The organism is Pseudomonadota bacterium (assembly GCA_023229365.1).
GTDB lineage: Bacteria > Myxococcota_A > Polyangia > JAAYKL01 > JAAYKL01 > JALNZK01.
This window is the reverse complement of the sequence record JALNZK010000011.1, coordinates 66,133-87,061: the sequence shown is the minus strand read 5'-3', so window position 1 is coordinate 87,061 and position 20,929 is coordinate 66,133. Positions and strand designations below refer to the sequence as shown.

The 20,929-nt window shown below is 40.1% G+C and carries 15 protein-coding genes; all 15 read left to right on the top strand.

Going from position 1 to position 20,929, the window contains the following annotated elements; genetic code table 11:
• The first annotated feature begins 35 nt into the window (after nucleotides 1-35).
• The 15 genes from M0R80_08810 to M0R80_08740 are packed head-to-tail and all read left to right on the top strand — an operon-like array spanning nucleotide 36 to nucleotide 20,913.
• Entirely contained in the window at nucleotides 36-506 is a 471-nt protein-coding gene (locus M0R80_08810) for a hypothetical protein (protein MCK9459725.1), read from the top strand.
• Nucleotides 496-1,818 carry a hypothetical protein gene (locus M0R80_08805; protein MCK9459724.1) on the top strand — a complete coding sequence of 441 codons (1,323 nt, stop codon included), beginning with the start codon at nucleotides 496-498 and terminating at the stop codon, nucleotides 1,816-1,818. Before M0R80_08810 ends, M0R80_08805 begins: the two co-directional genes overlap by 11 nt.
• On the top strand, nucleotides 1,818-2,075 hold the full coding sequence (locus tag M0R80_08800) for a hypothetical protein (protein ID MCK9459723.1): 258 nt from the start codon (nucleotides 1,818-1,820) through the stop codon (nucleotides 2,073-2,075). Before M0R80_08805 ends, M0R80_08800 begins: the two co-directional genes overlap by 1 nt.
• Nucleotides 2,072-2,386, top strand: coding sequence for a hypothetical protein (locus tag M0R80_08795; GenBank protein ID MCK9459722.1), 315 nt, complete (start codon nucleotides 2,072-2,074; stop codon nucleotides 2,384-2,386). The genes M0R80_08800 and M0R80_08795 overlap by 4 nt, the downstream gene beginning before the upstream one ends.
• Nucleotides 2,386-2,898, top strand: a complete 513-nt coding sequence (locus tag M0R80_08790; protein MCK9459721.1) for a hypothetical protein — start codon at nucleotides 2,386-2,388, stop codon at nucleotides 2,896-2,898. The genes M0R80_08795 and M0R80_08790 overlap by 1 nt, the downstream gene beginning before the upstream one ends.
• A 57-nt stretch (nucleotides 2,899-2,955) precedes the next feature.
• Nucleotides 2,956-3,570: a hypothetical protein gene (locus M0R80_08785; protein MCK9459720.1), complete on the top strand. Its 615-nt coding sequence runs from the start codon at nucleotides 2,956-2,958 to the stop codon at nucleotides 3,568-3,570.
• Complete coding sequence (locus M0R80_08780; protein ID MCK9459719.1) at nucleotides 3,570-10,790, top strand: hypothetical protein; 7,221 nt, start codon at nucleotides 3,570-3,572, stop codon at nucleotides 10,788-10,790. Before M0R80_08785 ends, M0R80_08780 begins: the two co-directional genes overlap by 1 nt.
• A 9-nt stretch (nucleotides 10,791-10,799) precedes the next feature.
• Nucleotides 10,800-11,336 (top strand): hypothetical protein, encoded by a 537-nt coding sequence (locus M0R80_08775; protein ID MCK9459718.1) that lies wholly within the window; start codon nucleotides 10,800-10,802, stop codon nucleotides 11,334-11,336.
• Nucleotides 11,336-11,659 (top strand): hypothetical protein, encoded by a 324-nt coding sequence (locus M0R80_08770; GenBank protein ID MCK9459717.1) that lies wholly within the window; start codon nucleotides 11,336-11,338, stop codon nucleotides 11,657-11,659. Before M0R80_08775 ends, M0R80_08770 begins: the two co-directional genes overlap by 1 nt.
• Nucleotides 11,660-11,668: 9 nt before the next feature.
• A complete protein-coding gene (locus M0R80_08765; GenBank protein MCK9459716.1) occupies nucleotides 11,669-13,078 on the top strand; it encodes a hypothetical protein in 1,410 nt (469 codons plus the stop codon).
• Nucleotides 13,079-13,090: 12 nt separating this feature from the next.
• Nucleotides 13,091-15,121 (top strand): phage baseplate assembly protein V, encoded by a 2,031-nt coding sequence (locus tag M0R80_08760; protein MCK9459715.1) that lies wholly within the window; start codon nucleotides 13,091-13,093, stop codon nucleotides 15,119-15,121.
• A gap of 11 nt (nucleotides 15,122-15,132) precedes the next feature.
• Nucleotides 15,133-15,567 carry a GPW/gp25 family protein gene (locus tag M0R80_08755; protein MCK9459714.1) on the top strand — a complete coding sequence of 145 codons (435 nt, stop codon included), beginning with the start codon at nucleotides 15,133-15,135 and terminating at the stop codon, nucleotides 15,565-15,567.
• Nucleotides 15,567-17,159 carry a hypothetical protein gene (locus tag M0R80_08750; GenBank protein ID MCK9459713.1) on the top strand — a complete coding sequence of 531 codons (1,593 nt, stop codon included), beginning with the start codon at nucleotides 15,567-15,569 and terminating at the stop codon, nucleotides 17,157-17,159. Before M0R80_08755 ends, M0R80_08750 begins: the two co-directional genes overlap by 1 nt.
• An 8-nt stretch (nucleotides 17,160-17,167) precedes the next feature.
• Nucleotides 17,168-20,443, top strand: a complete 3,276-nt coding sequence (locus M0R80_08745; protein ID MCK9459712.1) for a phage tail protein — start codon at nucleotides 17,168-17,170, stop codon at nucleotides 20,441-20,443.
• Entirely contained in the window at nucleotides 20,443-20,913 is a 471-nt protein-coding gene (locus M0R80_08740) for a hypothetical protein (protein ID MCK9459711.1), read from the top strand. The genes M0R80_08745 and M0R80_08740 overlap by 1 nt, the downstream gene beginning before the upstream one ends.
• Nucleotides 20,914-20,929: the final 16 nt, after the last annotated feature.

Genomic DNA, 20,929 nt, shown 5'->3' with positions numbered 1-20,929 from the left:
ACTTTTTCACCTCTATACTCTATATAATCAATAGAATGCAAAATCAAAATGAAATAGCGGCTATGGAAGAGGATATTAAAGACCTTATTCCACAAATGAATGTTAGTCTACCTGCGGAGGTTCAGGAAAAAGAACAATGTTTGGTAGGAGACGAAGAGCTTCTTGGAATTTATGGAGAAATTATCAAAAATCTGCGGGATGACAGAACACAAATTGATGAGTGTTTTGTTGAGTTTAAAGAAATGGTTATCAATGGTGGTGATGCTTCCACATCAAGCAAAGAGGCATTGGTCAATTTATTAAAAATAAAAACAGAAACAACGGATAAGATGTCTAAAGTTGCTGATTTGATGACCCGTATTAAATTGAAGTCTCCTGACACTTATAAACCATACTTGAATGCCAAGCAGGAAAACAAAACAACCATCAACATAACTAATAGTAAGCGACAACTGTTGAAATCAATTCAGCAGGCAGCCAAAAAGGCACAATACGATGAAGAATAAAGATATATTCGAAGATTGGTTGGTAGAACAAGACATGCCAACGATGGGTGGACAGCCTGATGCTGGCGGGATGCAGGCCCCAGGAGTTGATCCCACAGGTGGACAAATGCCACCGGGTCCAGCAGGGCAACCAAGTGGCATGAACCCCAATCAAAATGATCCCAATATTGCCAACATGCAACAAACACAGGCATCTGGAGAGGATATGTCCCAAGACCCTCAGGCCCCAGAAATGCCAGATCAAAAGGGTGTGGAAGAAGATTTTGAAATTTGGAAGAACAAATATTTCAAAGAATCCATCAAAGGCGACACCAATCAATTGATTGACATTTTGAATGAACAAAGAAACAAAGATGATTTACAGCCATATCAACGAAAATTCATTGAAGACAATTTTAATGTTCAGCTTTTGAGACAAAATTCTAACATTGAGAAAGCCAGCAATGAAATCAGAAGAAACATGAAGGATCAATTGGATCAAAACAATCCAGCTACTTCTGTTGTCAATCATACATTTAATACTTTATCCACAATGCCCATGCTTAATGCTATTTTCATTAAAATGAGTGGCTATGGCAATTTAAAGGGTGATCTACACCGCAAATTCATTGCATCGCTTACAGGTGCGGTACAGGTGGGATCAGGATCGAATACTGAAGATATTATTTACAATGAGCGTGAGTATTCAGTTATGATGTCCACTCGTTTTAATGCAGAGTGGGGTGCTATTAATTTAGGCAATTGGTCACTGAAAGAGGATGATCCTGAAAGATTCTTATCAGAACCAGAAGCAAAGCGTTTGCAGGAAGGCAGCCCTGAGGAGAAAGAGGTTTTGCGTAGAAGAGTAGTTGTCGAATCTATTGCAGATTTCTTTAAGACTAGAGCTTTTATTATCAATGTTGTAGCCGATGATGGAACGGTTTACACATTGGGTATGGATTTCTCAAACGCCTTGAAGGGTGCCTACAAGGATGGCAAGCTGGTAGTCCGCACAAGACACTCGGACAATAGTGAAGCAATGATAACAGACGATGGAGAAATAATTCCTTATATTGATTTGAACATTTATTTTGTTAAAGAAACTGGCGAGCAGGATGAAGATGGCATGCCAGCCACAGAAGAAATTGAATTTGTTGAGAGAAGGAATGGAATCTTGTTTTTGAAAGCATCTTATCAAACGATCAAAGATGCGGCTAGCGTATTGCCAGGATTTGTTTTCAAGGAAACCCCTTATACGGGTAACCCGAGTGATTTGAGAACATTACGGCGATGCGTATATTCAGCACACGACTTATTATTGAGGCAATGCTAATGAAAGATTTTGAACAATGGGTTACGGAAAAGCATCCTGAATACGGCGAGGAGCCTGTTGAGCAGGAAACGCAAGAGGAGCCGACTGAGGAGGGCCGAGGTCCAGTGGTTAAAGGCAAACAAAAGCCAATTACACCTTGGAAGGGTTCTTGGGCTCAAAAAGAGGAAGAAAGACGAAAAAATTACAACCATGAGGGCATGGATCGTGATCGTCGTCAAATTCCACTCAATGCTATTCCCACAAAGAAAAAAACATGAAAACTTTTCAGCAATTTTTAGAAGCAAGACATTGGCGAGACTGGCCACCGGAGGAACCCGATGATGCCAACTATCAGCAATATGTGCAGCAGGAAGAGGATTTGGCTGAATTAAACAGAGAAGTAGAGAGATACAATCGAATGCATGCTGGTTCTGGACAAGTTATGTCTATTTCCACTTCTGGGGATCATCGTATTCCTAGAGATTCCGATCATTTTATTCTATATATAAACAGAGAAGAAATCACCAGTGGTGACATTCCTGAGTTAATGCAAAGGATTCGACAGATTACAAAGGAAGAAGGATACTAATGAAAACATTTAACCAGTTTGTGGACAAAAAGACTCGCAAAGCCAAAAAACACCTCAAGATGATTGAGCAAATTCTTTCCAAGCAAGGATTGACAATCAAGAATCACTTGGATGAGGGCGAGGAACCCTTTTTGTTTGTGGTTAGTCCTGTTAGCAAGGTTTCTTTTCAGGGAATCAGAATTTATCAAACTGGTGAATCCATAGCTTACAGGATTCAAAAAGAGGAAAAGACACATCCTTACGGCAGGGCTTATCGTTTAGATATACAAGAAATGTATGATGACTTGGTATCTGATGATATAAATGAAGAGCAAGCAGCTAAAGAGGTAATGCAAGCAATTGTGAAAGAGTTGCAACAGTTCTTTGAAAAGAGTTATGAAGCCGAACGAGAATTAAGAACTGGTGATTATGATAGAGATGGCGATCCGTTAGGCAGAGTTATGATGCGAAGCACGGGCACCGATTACAGTAATTCTGTCATGGGGCACAATGCTTCCAGGGGTCGTTTCTAAGTTTGTCAATGAAGCATATATATTATGTAAATCCCGCCCATTTGACTACATAATAATATGCCACTAAATGTTCAAACTGCCCGACAAATACTGAATAATCTTTTTCAAAACATTCAACCAGTTCGTGGTCCCAGGTCTGTTGGTGTAGGTGGGCAGATTCCAAGAGGATCAATTATTCGTTTTGGATATCGAAATTGGAAGCATGATCCTTATCCTGTGGTGATTGTAACTGATGTAAGTTGGGCTGCACGTCAAAGAACGAATGGGGGAATCGAACAACCTTTTATTAAGGGCATTAATCTAAATTATTTGACATCATTTGATTTTCAAAGAATTGTCATAAATTGTGGTAATGCCGCTTTCTCTTATAACACTATTATGGGTGACAATCAGTTGAAAAGAGCATATCGTCATTATGTGGTCGGATTTGACAACATTCAAAATTTACAAATGTTGAATTGCGATGATATTGTGGCGGCTCGTGACATATCCAGAGCATATGATCCTAATCAAATGGATGCAATCAAGCAATCTATACAGAGACAGTTAGAACAACAAGTCAATATTAAGGCAGAAGAACTATCGCAACCACAGCAACAAAAATTTGATTTTATGCAAACACCAGGGGCTGGGCAGCAAATGGAACTACCTTTTGGAGAAGCTGAAGAATAATGGCAGACACCACCAATCCTACACCTCCTGAACTCTCGCCTGCTGATCTTTTGGGCAAGTGTTGTAATGTTCTGCGTGCCAACACAACAGAATATAATCAAAGAACAAAAGAATATGGCGAAAAAACAGATGCATTGGTCGCTGCAATGGGCGAACTAGAGGCGGGATTTAAAGAGGGTGTTGACAAACTTGGGGAATTACTCAATTTGATTACAAAACAAATGGATCAAATGAGAAAATCCACGGAGGCCACCAAAAATTTAACCAAAGAGGAAAAAAAGCTTGCGGCTGAAGGTAAGGCAGAAAAACCAAAGGGAGAAGTAAAGGCGGCAGGGGGTGGCAGTGGGGGTAAATCAAAAGGAACAGCCAAAGCAGATGGAGAATCCTGGGGAAAAGAATTTAACACGGGAATTAAATCAGCCTTTAGTTGGGGCTCAATACTTGCTGGTTCTATTGCCATTGCTGACAGTTTTAAACCTCTTAGTTCGACATTTGGTGGACTTATTCAAGATGAACAGTCTTTCATGATACACATGCGTGAAATTGGTTATGTTACCCAAGGTATTACTGGAAATTTTGGAGAAGCACAAGAAGCATTTCAAAAAATTGGCAGAACTGTGGATATTACGGGATTGAATTTATCTAAATTCCAAGGAGCATATCTTGCCAACTTACAACGTGGTGTTAAGACCCAAAAAGAAATGATAAGTGTAACCAAGACTGGACTACATGTTTCCACAATGGTTGGAGATGAAGCAGGTGATATAGCCAATACTTTGTCTGTTTGGCACATGAAGATGGGCTTATCAGTAAATCAAACAGCACAATTAGGAAGGGGAATACGAGCAGTAGCCAGAGAAACTGGAGTTTTGGGTGCAAGTTTAGCAGCAGTGGTCAAACAGGCCGAACCTCTTATTGAAACAATGAGAAATGTCGGCACTTTAACTGCCGACTCAGCTTCGGGCATCATACGTTTATTGACTGCTGCATCGAAGATTGGTGTCGATAAACAAATGACTGAAATGGCTGAGGGAGCCAGTAGTGTATACAATTTCTTTAATAAGACTAGTCCGCAAATGAAGAATTTGCTCATTATGATTGCTGATGCCACTGGAAGATTGCACGACAAAAAGGGTGGTTTGTTGAGCGGAACAATGATGGGAACTCGGGCTGGGCAAAAAGATATAGCCGCAGGATTGGAAAAGAAGGTTGCCGAAATTCTTAATGGCGTTTCTCTAAAAGGCACAGAGGCAGTAGATCAATGGCAAAATAATCTATTGCAAACAATAACAGGATATACTTTTGGCGAACTTAAACGAATGCAAGAATCGGCTGCTAATTCTGGGAAGTCTCTTACCACTCAGATGGATGAGCTTACGGGAAAAATAAATGACCAAAATACCACCGCAAAACAAAGATTATTGTTAGAGAAACAATTATCAGATTTACAATTAGGTCGTGGTATGAACCTTGTTAGCACTTTCCAAGAAGCCGCTGAAAAATCTGGCGACATGAATGAAGCTATGGCGAAGTTTTCTACCAATATATCTAAAAACGAAGACATGATGCAAGACATCAATGATCTTGGAATTAATACATCTGATTCATTTAAGATGGCAAGTGAATCTTTGATGTACGGTGCCGACAAGTTAAAGAAGGCTGGTGGTAAAGATTTTACTGGCGAAATTTCAAAGGCTCTTAGTGCTGGTAATTTAAAGGGAATAAAAACAATTGGCGAAGCAATGAATGAGGAGTCGCAGCGATTGGCAATGAAGGAAAAGAAAGCTGCCGATCCATTTAGTCACATGACTCAAATATTAGACACAATTAATGAGAGGATACGACTATACTTTGGTGGTGCTGTTAGACGTTGGTCTGGCTTGTATTTACAGGTCATGATGATAGTCAAGTTAATGGCTGAACTAGTGGCATTTTCTTATGGAGCGGGCGTAATCGGGAAAAGCTTGGCAACTTTTGGCAAAGGTGTGAGAGAAGGATTTGGAACATTCCGCACCAATGCGGCTGAGGGTGGTGGTGGTGCAAAAGGTGCGTGGAGTGCCATCAAGTCCATGTGGAAAGGCAAAGAAGAAAAAGCGGAACCTGAGGGCGAGAAAAAAGGAGTGTGGGCTTCTATCAAAGATGCTTTCAAGAAAAAAGAAGATAAGGCACAGCCCACATTAGAAAAGATTTCAAAATCCAGTGCCAATCTCTATAAAGCAGCAACAAGCAAACATACCATTTATGTGTCTTTGGCACATCTTGAAGCTCGGGCTAAGCAGGAGTTAAAGCAAATAATGGGAGGTCACGGACCTACGTCTAAGACTCAGCAAAAAACTCAGCAAATATTGGGCGGCAAACCAAAATTAGGTAAAGTTGGTGGTGTGGTGGAAAAAGGCTTGGAAGATGTCAAGATGCTTCCCGGTTCTGGACAGGTGTTATCAGGAATAGAATCTGAATTGACTGGACTTGGCACTACCGCACTGCAATCCTTGCCTCAATTAGTGGGAATGGAAGAAGTAACGGCTGGCGTTGGCAGTGCTGCATTGAAGACTTTGCCGACACTGGTTGGAATGGAAAGCAGTACAGCGGCATTGGCACCTGCCGCATTACAAGCAACTTCCACATTAGCAGGAATAGGAGCAGAGACAACAGCATTAGGTACTGCTGCATTAGGCACCACTTCCACATTAGCGGGAATAGGAGCAGAGACAACAGCATTAGGTACTGCTGCATTAGGCACCACTTCCACATTAGTGGGAGTTAGTGGCGTGGTAGAAGGTGCTGCTGGGGCGACTGCTGCTGCTGCTGGCACAACTGGTGGGGCTCTCGCTGGTTTAGGGGCTACTATTTCTGCTTTGGCATGGCCCGTGGCAATAGCTGTAGCTGTTATTGTCGCTGCTGTTTCGGTAATTGGTTCTCTTATTCAGGGATTCAAATCAATGAATAAGGCCGCTGAAATTTTCAACAAGAAACAAGAGCAACTTAGTATGCACGAAAAATTATCAGCCGGTGCTGCTGGTATGCTTACGGGTGCTTTGAATTTCATGACATTTGGAATATTCAGCAAATACATTGGAGCTACTGGAACGTTGACGGTGGCACTTGCCAAAATCTTTAGAACATTCGGCTACTTTATTCCTGTGCTAGGTCCGATAATGCTGGTATTAGAAGTTTTATTAGGCATATTGGTTGGAATTTATAGATTTATAAAGAATGTGTTAATTGGTGTTTGGGAAGGCTTAGTAGCTGCTGTAGAACCAGTTATAGATGCTGTAAAGGAAGTTATAAATCTCTTCACGGATGCTTTGAGTCCAATTCTTGAGGCGTTTACCACGCAAGGAGGTGAAGCAGTCGGTATATTTGAGACAATTGCTAATGTTCTTGGTTTCATAGGCAAAGTAATTGGTGGAATATTTAAAGCCATTGGCAAGATTGTTGGCTTCTTGATTAAGGTTATTTTGACACCTGTGATGTGGGTTGTGAAAGCCATAGCTTTTGTGGTGAAACTAATTGCAAAACTATTAGCTCCAGTGATTAAGGGTATCATTGGTTTCTTTGAAGATGTCTATGATTTGACGATGGCATTATTGAACTTTGACTTCCCATCAGTAGGCAAAATTCTTTACAAGATGTTTGTTTCCCCGTTTGTCAATGTTGGGAAATGGCTATGGGATCATTCGTTTGGTTACTTTACAGATGCTGGTGCTTGGCTTTGGAAGACAATTTCTGAGCCATTTGCAGCATTTGGTGGTTGGTTATATGACCATACAATAGGTGCATTAATTAGCATGATGCCTGGATGGCTAAAGAAGTGGCTTGGCATCAAGGAAGAAGCAAAACCAGAAGCTGCTGCCACCAAAGCTACCGAAGCTGCAATCGCTCCAGAATTTGATGCTACAGAATCAGCAGCAACAAATCGCAGAGCATACAGAGATTATCGAACCGAAGAAGGCAGAACTTATCGACAAGAAATGGGACCAAATGGACCACGCTTGGCAAGAATAGGTCCAGAAGCCACTCTTGGTGTTGATGGTCTTCGCAGAACTCCTAATGCAGCATTGCAATCCGCCGAAGTTGCTGTGGAGCCGCCTGCTGTTGGAATTCTTGGAAAGACATTCCAAATGCTGGGCAAAGTTGTGGATATATTGCTTATTCCACTTAGGGCTTTGATACAGGTTTTAGGAGCTTTGGGCACGTTTATATGGAAATACGTACTGTTGCCATTCAGAATTTTATGGACGACTCTGGGTAGTCTATTCAGTGTTTTGGGCAAATTAGCCACACTTGATTTTAGTGGAGCATGGGCAGAAATCAAGGCATTTCCTGGCAAGATTGCGAGCATGATTTGGGATGCAATAGTGAGCATACCCGAAATGATTTGGGATGTTTTAACTGCTGTGCCAGGAATGATATTGGAGGCATTTGGTCTTGAGAATATATTTGCCAAAATAAAAGAAACCTTCATGGCTGGAATGGATGCTTTATTTGGTGGCATATGGCAGGGTTTTGAAGATGGTTTAAGCGAAATATTCAGCGGTATTTGGGAAGGCATTCAATCATATGCTAGCGGAATATGGGAAGGAACTAAAGCAATATTTGCACCTATCATAGAGGTATTTACAGACCTTTGGGATACGGTTGTAGACATATTCACAGAAATTGGAAGTGTGTTTAGCACTCTTTGGGATACGATTAAATCGATATTCCAACCAATCATAAGTTTGTTTGGCGGCGGTGGTGCAGGTGGCGTAGGCGGTGAAGCTGGTGCTGCTACTGGCGGTTTTATTTCCGCTCTTAAAACCATAGGATCAGCCATAGGAACAGTTGTAAAATTTATTGGCACAATAATAGGCACAATATTTAAGGCAGTTGGATGGGTATTAGGCACCGCTGCCAAGATTATTGGAGGCACAATTGGCATTATTCTGAAAGTTCTTCTTGTGCCCATTCGACTATTGATTAAAGTTATTGGTTTCTTTGTAAAAGCATTGATGTTCCCCATCAAGTTGATAATCAAAGTATTGGGATTCTTTGCCAAAGTATTGCTTTTCCCAATCAGAATGATAATTAAAGCATTTTCACTAATTGGCAAGTTCCTTGGTTGGTATTGGAACAGTATTGTTAAACCAGCGTTTGTATTACTTGGCAAGGGGCTTAGTTGGGCTTGGAGCATCATTAGTTGGCCATTCAGAATGATGGCTAAGGGACTTGGTGTAGTCTGGGGTTGGGTAAAATCAGGGTTCTCATTGATTGGCGAGGGGCTTAGTGCTGCCTGGGACATAATTAGTTGGCCATTTGAAATGATTGGCAAGGGGCTTGATGTGGCCTGGGGTTGGGTAGAATCTGGTTTCTCCTTGATTGGTGATGGGCTTAGTGCTGCCTGGGATGTAATTAGTTGGCCATTCAGAATGATAGCGAATGGAGTTGAAAAAGTGTGGAATTGGATCAAATCCTGGTTCTCAATTGGCGAGGGCATTGGAGGCGGTCTTAGTGGTGTTTGGGACACTATTAAATCAGGATTCTCATTGATTGGCAAGGGGCTTAGTTGGGCATGGAGTATAATTAGTGCTCCCTTCAAGTTAATAGGCAAGGGACTCGGTGCAGCATGGAAGTTGATTAGCTCGCCCTTCAAACTAATAGGCAAGGGACTTGGTGTAATGTGGGGCGGAATTAAATCAGGATTTTCATTAATTGGCAGTGGTCTCAAGGGAGCTTGGGATATAGTTAGTTGGCCTTTCCAAACAATGGCAAAGGGGCTTTCGGTAAGTTGGGATTGGGTTAAATCTGGATTCTCGCATATTGGTACTGGCCTTGGTTGGGTGTGGGGCAAGGTTAAGTCGGGATTCTTGGCAATTGCTGATGGTGCTTGGAATTTGCTCAAATCGCCTTTTGAATTATTGCAAAAAGGTATTACGGAAGTTGCAAATTGGATATCAAACAAATTAACATTGGAAGAAACCAAAGCTGCTAAAACGGCAGCAGAAAAAACTGAAAGGATGGCTAAAGCTGGTGGGGAGGCGAACAAAGCAATAATAGAACAAAGGGGCAACGAAGCAAAGAAGCAAGCTGGTATTTCAGCAGCAGAAAAAGACAAGAGTGTAAAAGAATTTGAAGAACTATTGGCTGCTAATGAAGCATTCCTAGAGGGACAAAAGACTAATCTTGAAAAATCCATGAACCCAGAGGGCAATTGGTTTACCAAGTGGATGAACAGTTCAGCAATTGAAGCAGATCAAAAAGCATCTCAGGCAGCAGTTCAAGCCGCTCAAACAGAGGTAGAAACAACAAGGAAGAAATTAGAAGAAATTAAAGCCACACCAGTTGCGGCAACACCAGTAGCAGCAGCGACACCAGTGACCGCAGTTACAGTTCCAACCACACCAGTAGCGGCAGCGACACCAGCAGCCGCAGTTACAGACGAGTTTAAATTTGATCCAAATGGACGAGGAAAATCATTAGGGCCAGCAAAAGCCAGAGAACTACAATACCGACAATGGCAGCTTCATCAAGGCAAGGACGACCGTAGTAATCAGTTGAGTCAAGCTGGTAGAACATCTGGTACTTTTATAAATGGAAAACTTGTGTCTGAGTCGCCAGTTTCGGCAGCAACACCAACAGCACCAGTAACCACAACGCCAGTTTCGGCAGCAACACCAACAGCACCAGTAACCACAACGCCAGTATCAGCGGCAACACCAACAGCACTTGATTTTCACCAAAGCATACAAGCTGGTTATGCTCGTGGTTATGCACCAAATGCTTTGCCAGAAACTATGCATTCTCAGTTGTTAAAACAAAACCTTAATAATCAAGTAGCGGCTGTGGGAGCGGCAAACAACATGGCAGATGGAAGGATGCCCATTCCCAAGATAGAACCAGCCACTAATGTGCCAGCTAATGCCAGTCCTGTAAATGATGTTTATGATCGCATACGACAAGAGCAAAGTGCGTCTCAATCTGCTGTTAGTGGAACGACACAAACCACCAAGTTGGAAGCTTTGAATGAGGAGCAAGTAAAGAATTTAGTAGAAATAAATGAAAATATTGCTACTCTGGTAAGTTTAATGAAGCCGAGTGAAGTCATGCGTGCGAGCGGTCAAGGTACAACCTCTTCAAGAAGTCATATGACGCCACCAAAATCAACAGATTATGCAAGGTGGCAATTTGGATTGCAATCGGGCACTCCCTCTACAGGAGAAACTAACGTAGGCGTAGTCTAAAGGATAAATATGAAAGCAACAGATGGCAGTGGTTCATTAGTAGAAATTCCGAATTGTTGGATTATGATTCCGGGTGCTGGCACTGTTTTTATGAAAGCCTTGCCAGACATATCAGATTCTAAATCAGCACAATATAATGACGAAACAGTTATTGGTCGAGCTAGTCCTTTGAAGACTTATTCACATTCGGCCCCCAGAACAATTTCAATGACATTGCATTTTTATACTACAAAAGCAGGTGATGCTGATGAAAATTTATCCTTTTTAAGGGCGTTGGAGAGTGCAGTTTATCCAAGAGATATTGGCGGCGGCGGTGCTCCATTTATTCCACCACCAGTTTGCATGATAAGATGTGGTTCTTTATTGTCAGATAAAGACCCCTTGTGTGTAATTTTAATGCAGTATTCAGTCAAATTTCCCACAAATGTAGCATGGAATAAAACTCTTTTTACACCAGTTCAATTTGATGTAGATACTACTTGGGAAGTAGTATACAAAAGTGCTGATTTACCAGGGCAAAGCAGAATATTTACGGATGGCAGATAATGGCTAATAAATTAGAAAGAACGACCTATTCAACACAGGGTTTTGTAACAGCCACTAGCAGGTATGCTGATAGTGAAATTATTTATTATGGCAACTTTAAGCTTTTAACACTTACAACTTACAAGAGGCATGTTTATGAATCAAGGTCAGACGATATGTATGCTGTTATACCTGCTGGTTGGGAATATCGTCCTGACAGGGCTTCTATGGAGGTTTATGGCACGCCCGACTTTTGGTGGAAAATTATGGAGGCTAATAACATCTTCGATATTTATGATTTTAAAACAGGAACTAATATAAGGCTTCCGAGTAACCCATATTAAGGAAAAATTATGGCTAATTGTTTAGTTGGTTGTATCAACAGTTATTATTGTCCTCCATTATTGAAGCCCCCGCCTTACGTGAACATGGCTCCATTTGTCAAGGTTGGGCTAGGTTCAGCGGAAAATGGTGTTACAGTTGGCAATAAATCATTTCCGTCTAGACCACATGAAGCTATTATTAAAAGTTTTGAATACAACAAGTCTAATGGAATGGGGCTTACGATAGAAATTTTTGATGAACAAGGGGGAGCTTTCGATAAGTTCTTTCAAGACATGCCAAAAAAACTTGAAGAATTTGACACCAAACCAAAAGTAAGGGCACAATTCGGATGGGTTGGGAGTGATTGTAATGGTCCTATGTCACCAATATTATCCCCAATTATAGAAGCCGAAATGACAAACATTGAAACAAGTTTCAGTGAGGGAAAAATAAAGTTTATAGTAACTGCCAATGATGTTTTACAGGCTATTTTTGCCAGTAGGCACAGCGATTCTTTTGGGGGGGACAAAGTACAAAAAATGCATCTGAAAGATGCTATCATTAAACTCTTTGGTGAAAAACCACCAACCTGCAAGGTAGAGTTTTTGAAGAAAAGTCAAAATGGTGGCTCGCCCGTAGAGTGGGATTTTGGTGGTCCTAATATACCTCCTCGTGGACCTAAAGATAGATGGACGACAGACAATCAAAACAAGTTAGCAGCCGCTATGGAATGGCTAGAACCATTTCATACAAAAGATGATAAAGGAATTGTTCCTTCTTTTGATCCGCTAAGTAATACTATTATATTTTGGGAAGACCCAGAAGGTTGCAAAAATGAGAATAATTGTGAAAACAGCATTGGTACTTTTATAGTCAATGGTGGCCTTTGCAGTCCAGTAATAAGTTTCTCACCACAAATCAATTGGATGGTTTCATTCAATAAATTTGGTGCTGGCGGTGGAAATAATCCTGCAAATTCAGAGCCCATAAAAAAGGATAATAAGATTTGTCCTGGCACTAGCGAAAACACAGGTGCGTTCCAAAGCGTTCTAATATCTGCCCAAGCCGTAAATCATTTTATGGAAAAAGCTGGCAAAGAGACTGAAAAATCACAATCAGAACACACCAAGGCCAATGCAATCTTTATGCAAAAAGAGCCCATAAAAGCAGAATTAAGAATTGTGGGAAATCCAGCCAGGGAATTTTGTGGTGTTAAAGAAACTGTAATTAGATGGGCTTCTGTTGTGGTAATTAATCCTTTCCATTTGGTTGGTGGGGGAGGAAGAGATTGTGCCGATTGGTTGGCTGAGCCTGGATGCAACACTTATTTGAGCCATAAAAAATGGAAAATAACTGGTGTGTGCCACAATATCAGTGAGGGCTCATACACTACTACAATTAGTTTAGAGTTGCCACAAGATGCTAAAAATCAAGGATAAAAAAATATGAGAATGGGTCACAGAGGCAATTTGCCTAAAACAATTCCTGGTCAAATAGGAGCATTAAACCAGCGATTATTAGAAGTGGAGGCTCGTTTTGCAGAGCTTGGCTATGACACCAAAAGAATGGTCGTCAGCGAAGTTAAAAAACGTTGGAAAATAGTGCCACAAGCCGAGACATATTTTGGTGTTTATCTGGGGTTATGTGTTGACACAATTGATCCCCTAAAACAAGGCAGGGTAAGATTTTACAGCCCAGAAATGAATAATGAAAAGACACAAATTGAGCAATGTGAATGGGCTTGGCCTATTTCGGCTATGGGCGGATTTGATGATTGCGGCTTAGTATGGGTTCCACCTGCTGGCTCTTTGTTATGTATTGTTTTTGGCAGAGGTAGCCGACGCTATCCTTATTATATGGGTACAACTTGGGGAAGAAACAGAGACCCAGATGGGCAACATAATTTTCAATATAATGTTGAAGAATACTATAAAATTCACGAAGGCCATCGTAAGGGATATTTATTGCCACCCAATGACGGTTCTCAGTGCCTGCCGCAATGGAATACAGAAAACTACAATGGAATTGACGCCAACAAAGAAAGACTAATGGATGATGATGCCATTGCTAAGCGAAAGGTTACTTATCCGCATATTTATGGGTTTAAGACTCCGCAAAAGCATTATGTCAAATTGGATGATGGAAATTATAAGTGTGGACACAGATATAAAAGAATAGAAATTGGCAGTAGCCTCAATAACTGGATGATTTTCAAGGATGACTTTTTACATCCTATGGGACAATGGGCACATCCCGAATGTAGCTGTGGGGGTGGAGATGAATCAGAATGTATGGAAGAAGTAAAAAACAAAGATGGAACTTCGAACTGGGTGCCAAAAGAAAAGCCCGGCGAATGTCTTGACCCTAAAAGCAAGCCCAAATGTGCCAATCCTTATTTTAAACACCAAAATGAATGTGCTCCTTATAAAGGACCGGGCACACCACAAAACAACAAAGCTTGCCTACACCAGAGTGGTATTCAGCTTCTATCCAGAAGTGGTGCCACCATTATTTTCGATGACACTGTAGAGCAACCAAAGGTTCCTGGCGATGGTTTGGCATGGGAAGTAGGTCTGGGAAGTTTTGATTTTGGTTGCACAGATAAGTGTCAAACAAAAGTAAAAATTATTTCTCCCACAGGGCATAGATTTGAAATGCTTGACGAGGAGGATGAAACAAACAACAGAGGCCCACAAAACCTTATTAGATTAGTGTCGGCTTGTGGCAACACAGTTGAACTTAATGACCACACGGTAAACAAAGAGCTTTCAGGAAAGAAACGTGGCATTACTTTAAGAACTACATCTAAGCATATATTTGAGATGCTAGATGAAGAGAATGAACAACATTCTCCTGATCGTCAAGAAATAAACAAACCACAAGATGAAGGCTCAGAAATTATTGATCCTGAATCGAGACCTATTCCCAAGGCAAAAAAGGCTTATTGCAGACTGCGGACTGGCTATGGCTTAGAAATGCGATTTAATGATGATAATAGCCAAGAAGAATGTCAACAACAATACATTCAAATATTTAGTCCACAATGTGGAACAAAAGACAAAGAATGTAATCCATGTGGTCCACATATTTTGCGATTTCAAGAATCGCCAACAGATGGATATGTATTTTTAAGGGTTGGCGGTATTTATATAATCTCCACATGCAAAGATATGTATACAATTGTGGGATCAGAGGAACAACCAGCTAATTGGATAACTATTGTAAGCCAAACTAGTTATCACCAAAGTACAGAATATTACATAAACAAAGCCAGATTACATCTATTTTTGGCAGATTCATTGATTATTTTAGATGCTGGACAGGATTGTGAGAATGAGGATGGTACTTTGTCGGGATGCGTTCTGCCCGTAATAGTTATGGGACAGGATGGCTATCTTCATATTAGTGATAGAGTATATGCTTCGGCATCAAAGGGCTCCTCTAGAGTTCAAAGACCAATGATTGAGAATGACTTGATATAGGAAAAAAATAAATGGCTATTGATACAACATATGGTTTGGCATATCCTTTAGTACGACATCCTTTGGGATTCATGCATGTTTCTACGGGATTAAGTGTTGTTAAATCAGATTTAATGATTTTGTTATTAACCAATCCTGGGGAACGAGTAATGTTGCCCACTTATGGATGCAATCTGCGTAAATACTTCTTTGAGCCAAACGATCAAACAGTCGCCGCTCAGGTGAAAGAGATTATTTCACAAGCCATAACTACTTGGGAGCCAAGAATTACTGTGGATAATATCACAGTAAGTTTGATAGATAACACTCAATTAAATTCAGAAGATGATTTGACGGAGACAGAAAGTATTTTGTATATAAAAATTGATTTTTATGATCCAGATCACATAGCCCAGATTGATAGTTTGGTGTTGAATTTGCCCACAACGCAGATAGGAGGGGCCTAATGTCCAGTTGTCCCATTAATGTTAACCCGCATGCACAAGCGAGTCTTGTAAATACGCCAACTATGATTAGTCTAAATTATACTAATCAAGATTTTTGGTCTTTGAAAACAAGATTAAGAGATTTTATTAAAGAGCGTTTTGGTCCCAGTGGCTCAGTTTTGCCAAATACATTTAATGATTTGGTAGAATCCAGCATAGCCATCATGTTGATGGAAAACTTTGCTTTTGTTGGCGACATGCTTTCTTTTAAGCAAGATCAAATAGTCAACGAAATGTTCATCGATACAGTCACAGAAGTTGAAAATGCTTTTCGTATGAGCAAATTGATTGGTTTTGAACCACAACCACCTATTGCAGCATCCAGTATGTGGTCGGCAACCATTAACTCTACTACCAGCACAGATATTCTTATTCCAACACCTGTTCCTATAGATATTGTTTCAGGTGGTACAGCTACAACAATTGAACTATTTCAAGCAGATGAAAATAATGAACCACTATTGGATGAAGATATTATTATTCCTGCTGGTGAATTGATTAATACAAGCATTATTGGGTTAGAGGGAAAAACATACAACGATTTATTTAGCGGAACTGGGCAGGTGTCTCAAACATTGACATTGTTGCAAAGCCCAGTTATTTATGATTCTGTCAGGGTTTATGTAGATGGAGTATTGTGGGATAAAGTTGATTATTTTACTGATTCCCAACCACGCAGAGAATACAGATTAGAGTTCGATTCTGCATGGGTAGCTTATGTGATTTTTGGAAATAATAAGGCTGGTTTGCTGCCTCCACAAAACTCTAGAATTCAGGTTATTTATCGTGTTGGGGGTGGAACAGTTGGCAATATTGTAAGTGGATATGTAACTTTCCAATATCAAGCTGATATTAGTGGTGCCGACTATAGAGCACCAGTAATTTTTAACAATTATACCCAGGGTCGTTATGGCTATAATGGCGACACCATCGAAGATGTTCGCAAAAAACTTCCTTTGTGGGTTAAAACACAGGATAGGGCTGTTTCGGGAGCAGATTACAAAATTTTATCTGAACAATTGTCTACAGCATATCATGGACAAATCAGCAAAGCAAATGTTACTCTGAGAAACTACGGTTGTGCGGGCAACATTATAGACATATATGCCTTAGCTTTAGGAAGTCTGAATACCACGAATGGTATTACAACTGACTTAGAGACAGCATCAAACAATTTAAAAATGGATTTAATCACAGAATTAAATGATAAAAAAATGCTTACAGATTTTATCTGCATAAAAGATGGAATTGTTTTAAGGACAGATGTTGCCATAGAAATAACTCTAGATAAGTTTTATAGAAAGTTTCAGGAAGAAATAAAAAACAGAATCTTAGAGCAAACTGGCTTGTTTTTTTCATTATCCAACTGGGATTATGGACAAACCTTGCGATCTGTGGATTTGATAAAGCAATTGGCAATAATCAATGAAGCAAATACTTTTACAATATCATTCACCACAGATGATCCCAGCAATTCTGGGGAGATTGTATCTGCATTGTATTATCAAATTATTAGACCAGATGACATTAGTATTAGATTTATATACTCGTAGGAGCAATTGTGACATTAAAAAGAATAAATGAGTCTCCGACCATTTCTGATACCATCATTTTTGATATCCTCACACCGGATGTTAGTGGATGTTATTTAAACAATCCCGTTAGTGTCAACAAAATTACCATTTATTATGTCACAAGAGACTTTGGTTATAACACTCAGCAATTTGATAATTATGATAGTGATGCAGATTTGCTAAAGGCTTATGAGACAGCCAAAGCAATTTGGTGTGCATCACCCACTCCAGCAAATTTGGCAAAAGTTGATCGTTTATACAATCAATTAGAAGCCAGCACTCAAACCAATAGTTATTATTACAAAGAGGCTGTAGTTGTGGCTGTATTTGGCACAGACACTTCATTAGTTTGGCAAGATACTGGCAATCCTGCTGAGGATGCTTCAACAGCTTTACAATGGCATTTCAAAAACATTGATGAAGACGAAAATGAAGACCTCCAATATGGACACTGGGAACTGGAGTGGTCTCCCAACATAGGGCAGCGAGAAGGAGATTATGTAATTTGTTGGAGTTGGACACCTGCTATAGGTGCGGAGGCATTATCCGATTACCAATATTTCAGCCTATCCGGTGATACTCGATCTACTACGAGTATTCCCACTCATTTTACAAAAGAAAACAAATATGAAACATTGTTGAACAGATATTTGCCATCATTGTTTGCAACCCATTGGTCGAATAATGATTTATCGCCAGAAATTCTTCAAGAACTCAACAACTCTGTTGCGAAGGGATTTACTTTATTAGAAGATTTAACTAATCAGAGTGTTGATTTATTTGACGCCAATGCAATCAATGAGGCTTATTTGGCTTATTTGGCAAATTTGTTTAGTTTAAAACTTCGATCAGGTGATTCTACATTATGGCGACGACAAATTAAAAGGGCTGTGCCGGTATTTAAGAAAAAGGGCACATACAAAGGCTTATCAGAAGCTTTGGCTCAGGCTGGTATTGAACTTAAAAAATTTACTAAGTTGTGGCAGGTTGTTTCTCCGTATACTTGGCAAGAGCTTTTTAATGTAACATATGATGGACAAGATACATTCACTTTGTCCAAAACAGCTATCCTGCCCATAGATTTAGCTAATTTTGAGCTTTATTACAGAGGAGCAAATGATGATAATTGGACAACTCTCACAATAGATTATGTACAAATAACCAATGCATCCTCAACATCAACTCTTACTTGGGTTGGAAATTTATTATCTTTCTATCCAATAACACTTCAAGCAGGGGATTCTATTAGAGTTGTATATCAAACAAAAAATATTCCGGCCCAAACCTGTGATGGCCTTTCGGAACAGGACATAGAGACATACATTCGTGGTCTGTCATTAGCAGATCAAAGGGATGAAAGAAGTCAAGATTATCCATTAAAAAATTGGAATGTGAGATTGATTGAAGAGGATGATTTGTTGTTTGATTGTGTAATTCCAACCAGACATCCTTATTATGATCCTCTGATATTTGGCTTGGTGAGAACGGAATTTCCATACAGTGAAAACATCTACAATATGGAAGAATACAATGGGTCTACCAGAGAATCAAGAAGTCCTTGCGACATTGATAGAGATTTTATAGACCCTTGTAGCGGTGGACAGGGCAGCAAATATATTGTTGATCTGAGAATTGAGCAGCTTTGTGATGACCGCATTAGAGAGGCTTTGGAAATTCTTGATGAATACACACCATTTCACGCTGTTTTGCATCAAATGAATTTTGAAGGATTGATAAATGAGTTTTTATCACCACCAACAGAACTTGTAGAAATGCTTGTGCATTTTTCAGGGACAGATTTAACCATTTCTGGCAATGGCCAAATGTTTTTCAACAGAGTTTTAGAAAGCCCAGCCAGTTTTAGACGTGATTCTTTGGCAACAGGTGCTTTAGTCGCTGGTCCTTGGATAGCAGCTACAGGGTACAACGATTCTATTGTTGTGTTTTCACCCGATGCAGAATTTTGGGGAATGAATGAGGGGGATTCCACAAAAAACATCTTAGAAATTATGATTCCCAGCATTAGTGCTGGCACCTATACATGTAATGGCAGCCACAGTAATCAGGCAGTAATAAATGGCATGGCAGAGCCATTTACCACCTCCTCTTTTAATTTTAGACTATCACTGGACAAGTATACCAACACCAGCATTGATATTGTGCAGGAGTTCACATTTGATGATGCGGGCACCGATTTTAGAGATTTGTGGAACGCCACTAACCCAGCAACTGTATATGATGGCTCTTGGACGATTGATATACCTGCCTATTCCCCGAGTACATACAACATTATTGCCATCACATCTGATGGTGAATTACTGATTAATGATTATGCATATCCTTTGAGCACTCTTCCCACAATAAACACTACAGGAATTACTTATACAATTTATAGCGGTTTAACCACTATCGCCACAGGAACGGCTGGGAGATGGACAAAAACAAGTCGAGGAATTGTAGACTTTAGCAGCGAAGGCTCATTAGATGATGTGCGTCATTTGTTTAGCAGAGGTCAATATGTTTTGTATGGTGGCACTCAATATGAAATTGTAGATTTTGTCCCCAATGATGTTGATAGGCTTTATATTGGTGGATATACATCGGGAGATGTAACTACAGCAACAATTCATGTATATCAACGATTATTAGACAACCAAATGGGCTATTTGCAATATAAGGACATGATGTTGCGAACTACCGCAAATTATGAATCTGCCACTCCTCCTGGTTTTGGTATCCTCAATGGGGCAAATGCTCCTGTCGATCCCGATTTAATTCTGGACAGTGATTTGTGGAAAGAAAGCTTTTTGGTTGTGATTCAAAATCCACCAGATAATGATTATTATGCGATTGCACAGATTGACGGAAACACTATTACTTTAAGTGGTGTTCACAAGGATTGGGGGACATGGGATGGAATTACTAAATTTGGAACAGCAGTGAACATCAATATATACCAATACACAAAAGAGTCTTTCACCATTCCTGAAAGAGATTATCCTCCAATGGATGCTCAAACATTCCCATCAGGTAATACACCACCATTGCCGTTGCCATATTGGTCTGGTGGAGTGCTGGTGCCGCCTGTTGTGGCCATCCCGCCAGGGGGTGTGGATCATGGTGGAAATGATGCAATTGGCATTACGGCGGAAACGGCCACTCCATTTCTTCCATTATTAGCAGCTATGCCAGGGAATGAAATTTCTGAGCCAATTGGACAAAATGAATCGATAAGTTTCTCTATTGAATATAAGGATAAATAATGATTGAAAATATTAAATCAAAAGGCGAAGTAGAAATTATTAAGCAATACAGGAATGGAGATATTGAAAAATATTATCACCACAATACCATTCTTAGGACTGGTCGATATGCTCTGGCCAATAGTTTGGCAAATAGATATGGGGATCAATACGATTATTACATTTCTCAGATGATTTTTGGGGAGAATGGAACATCAGGCGGAACCCCAAAATACGTAAACACTGAACGCAATGGTTTATTTGGGTTGACAATTTTATCTAAGGGTGTGATTTCTAGCATTGACGCAAACATACCCTCAATGGTCACATTCACATCAGTGGTAGCTTTTGATGACGCCAACGGGCATAACTTAAATGAAATGGCCCTTCGCATGAATAGCGGCGACCTATATTCGATGGTTACTTTTGCAGATTTGGGCAAAACATCAAATATTCAGATTGTTTTCAATTGGCGTATATCCTTTGTTTAGTATGCAAAATTTATTG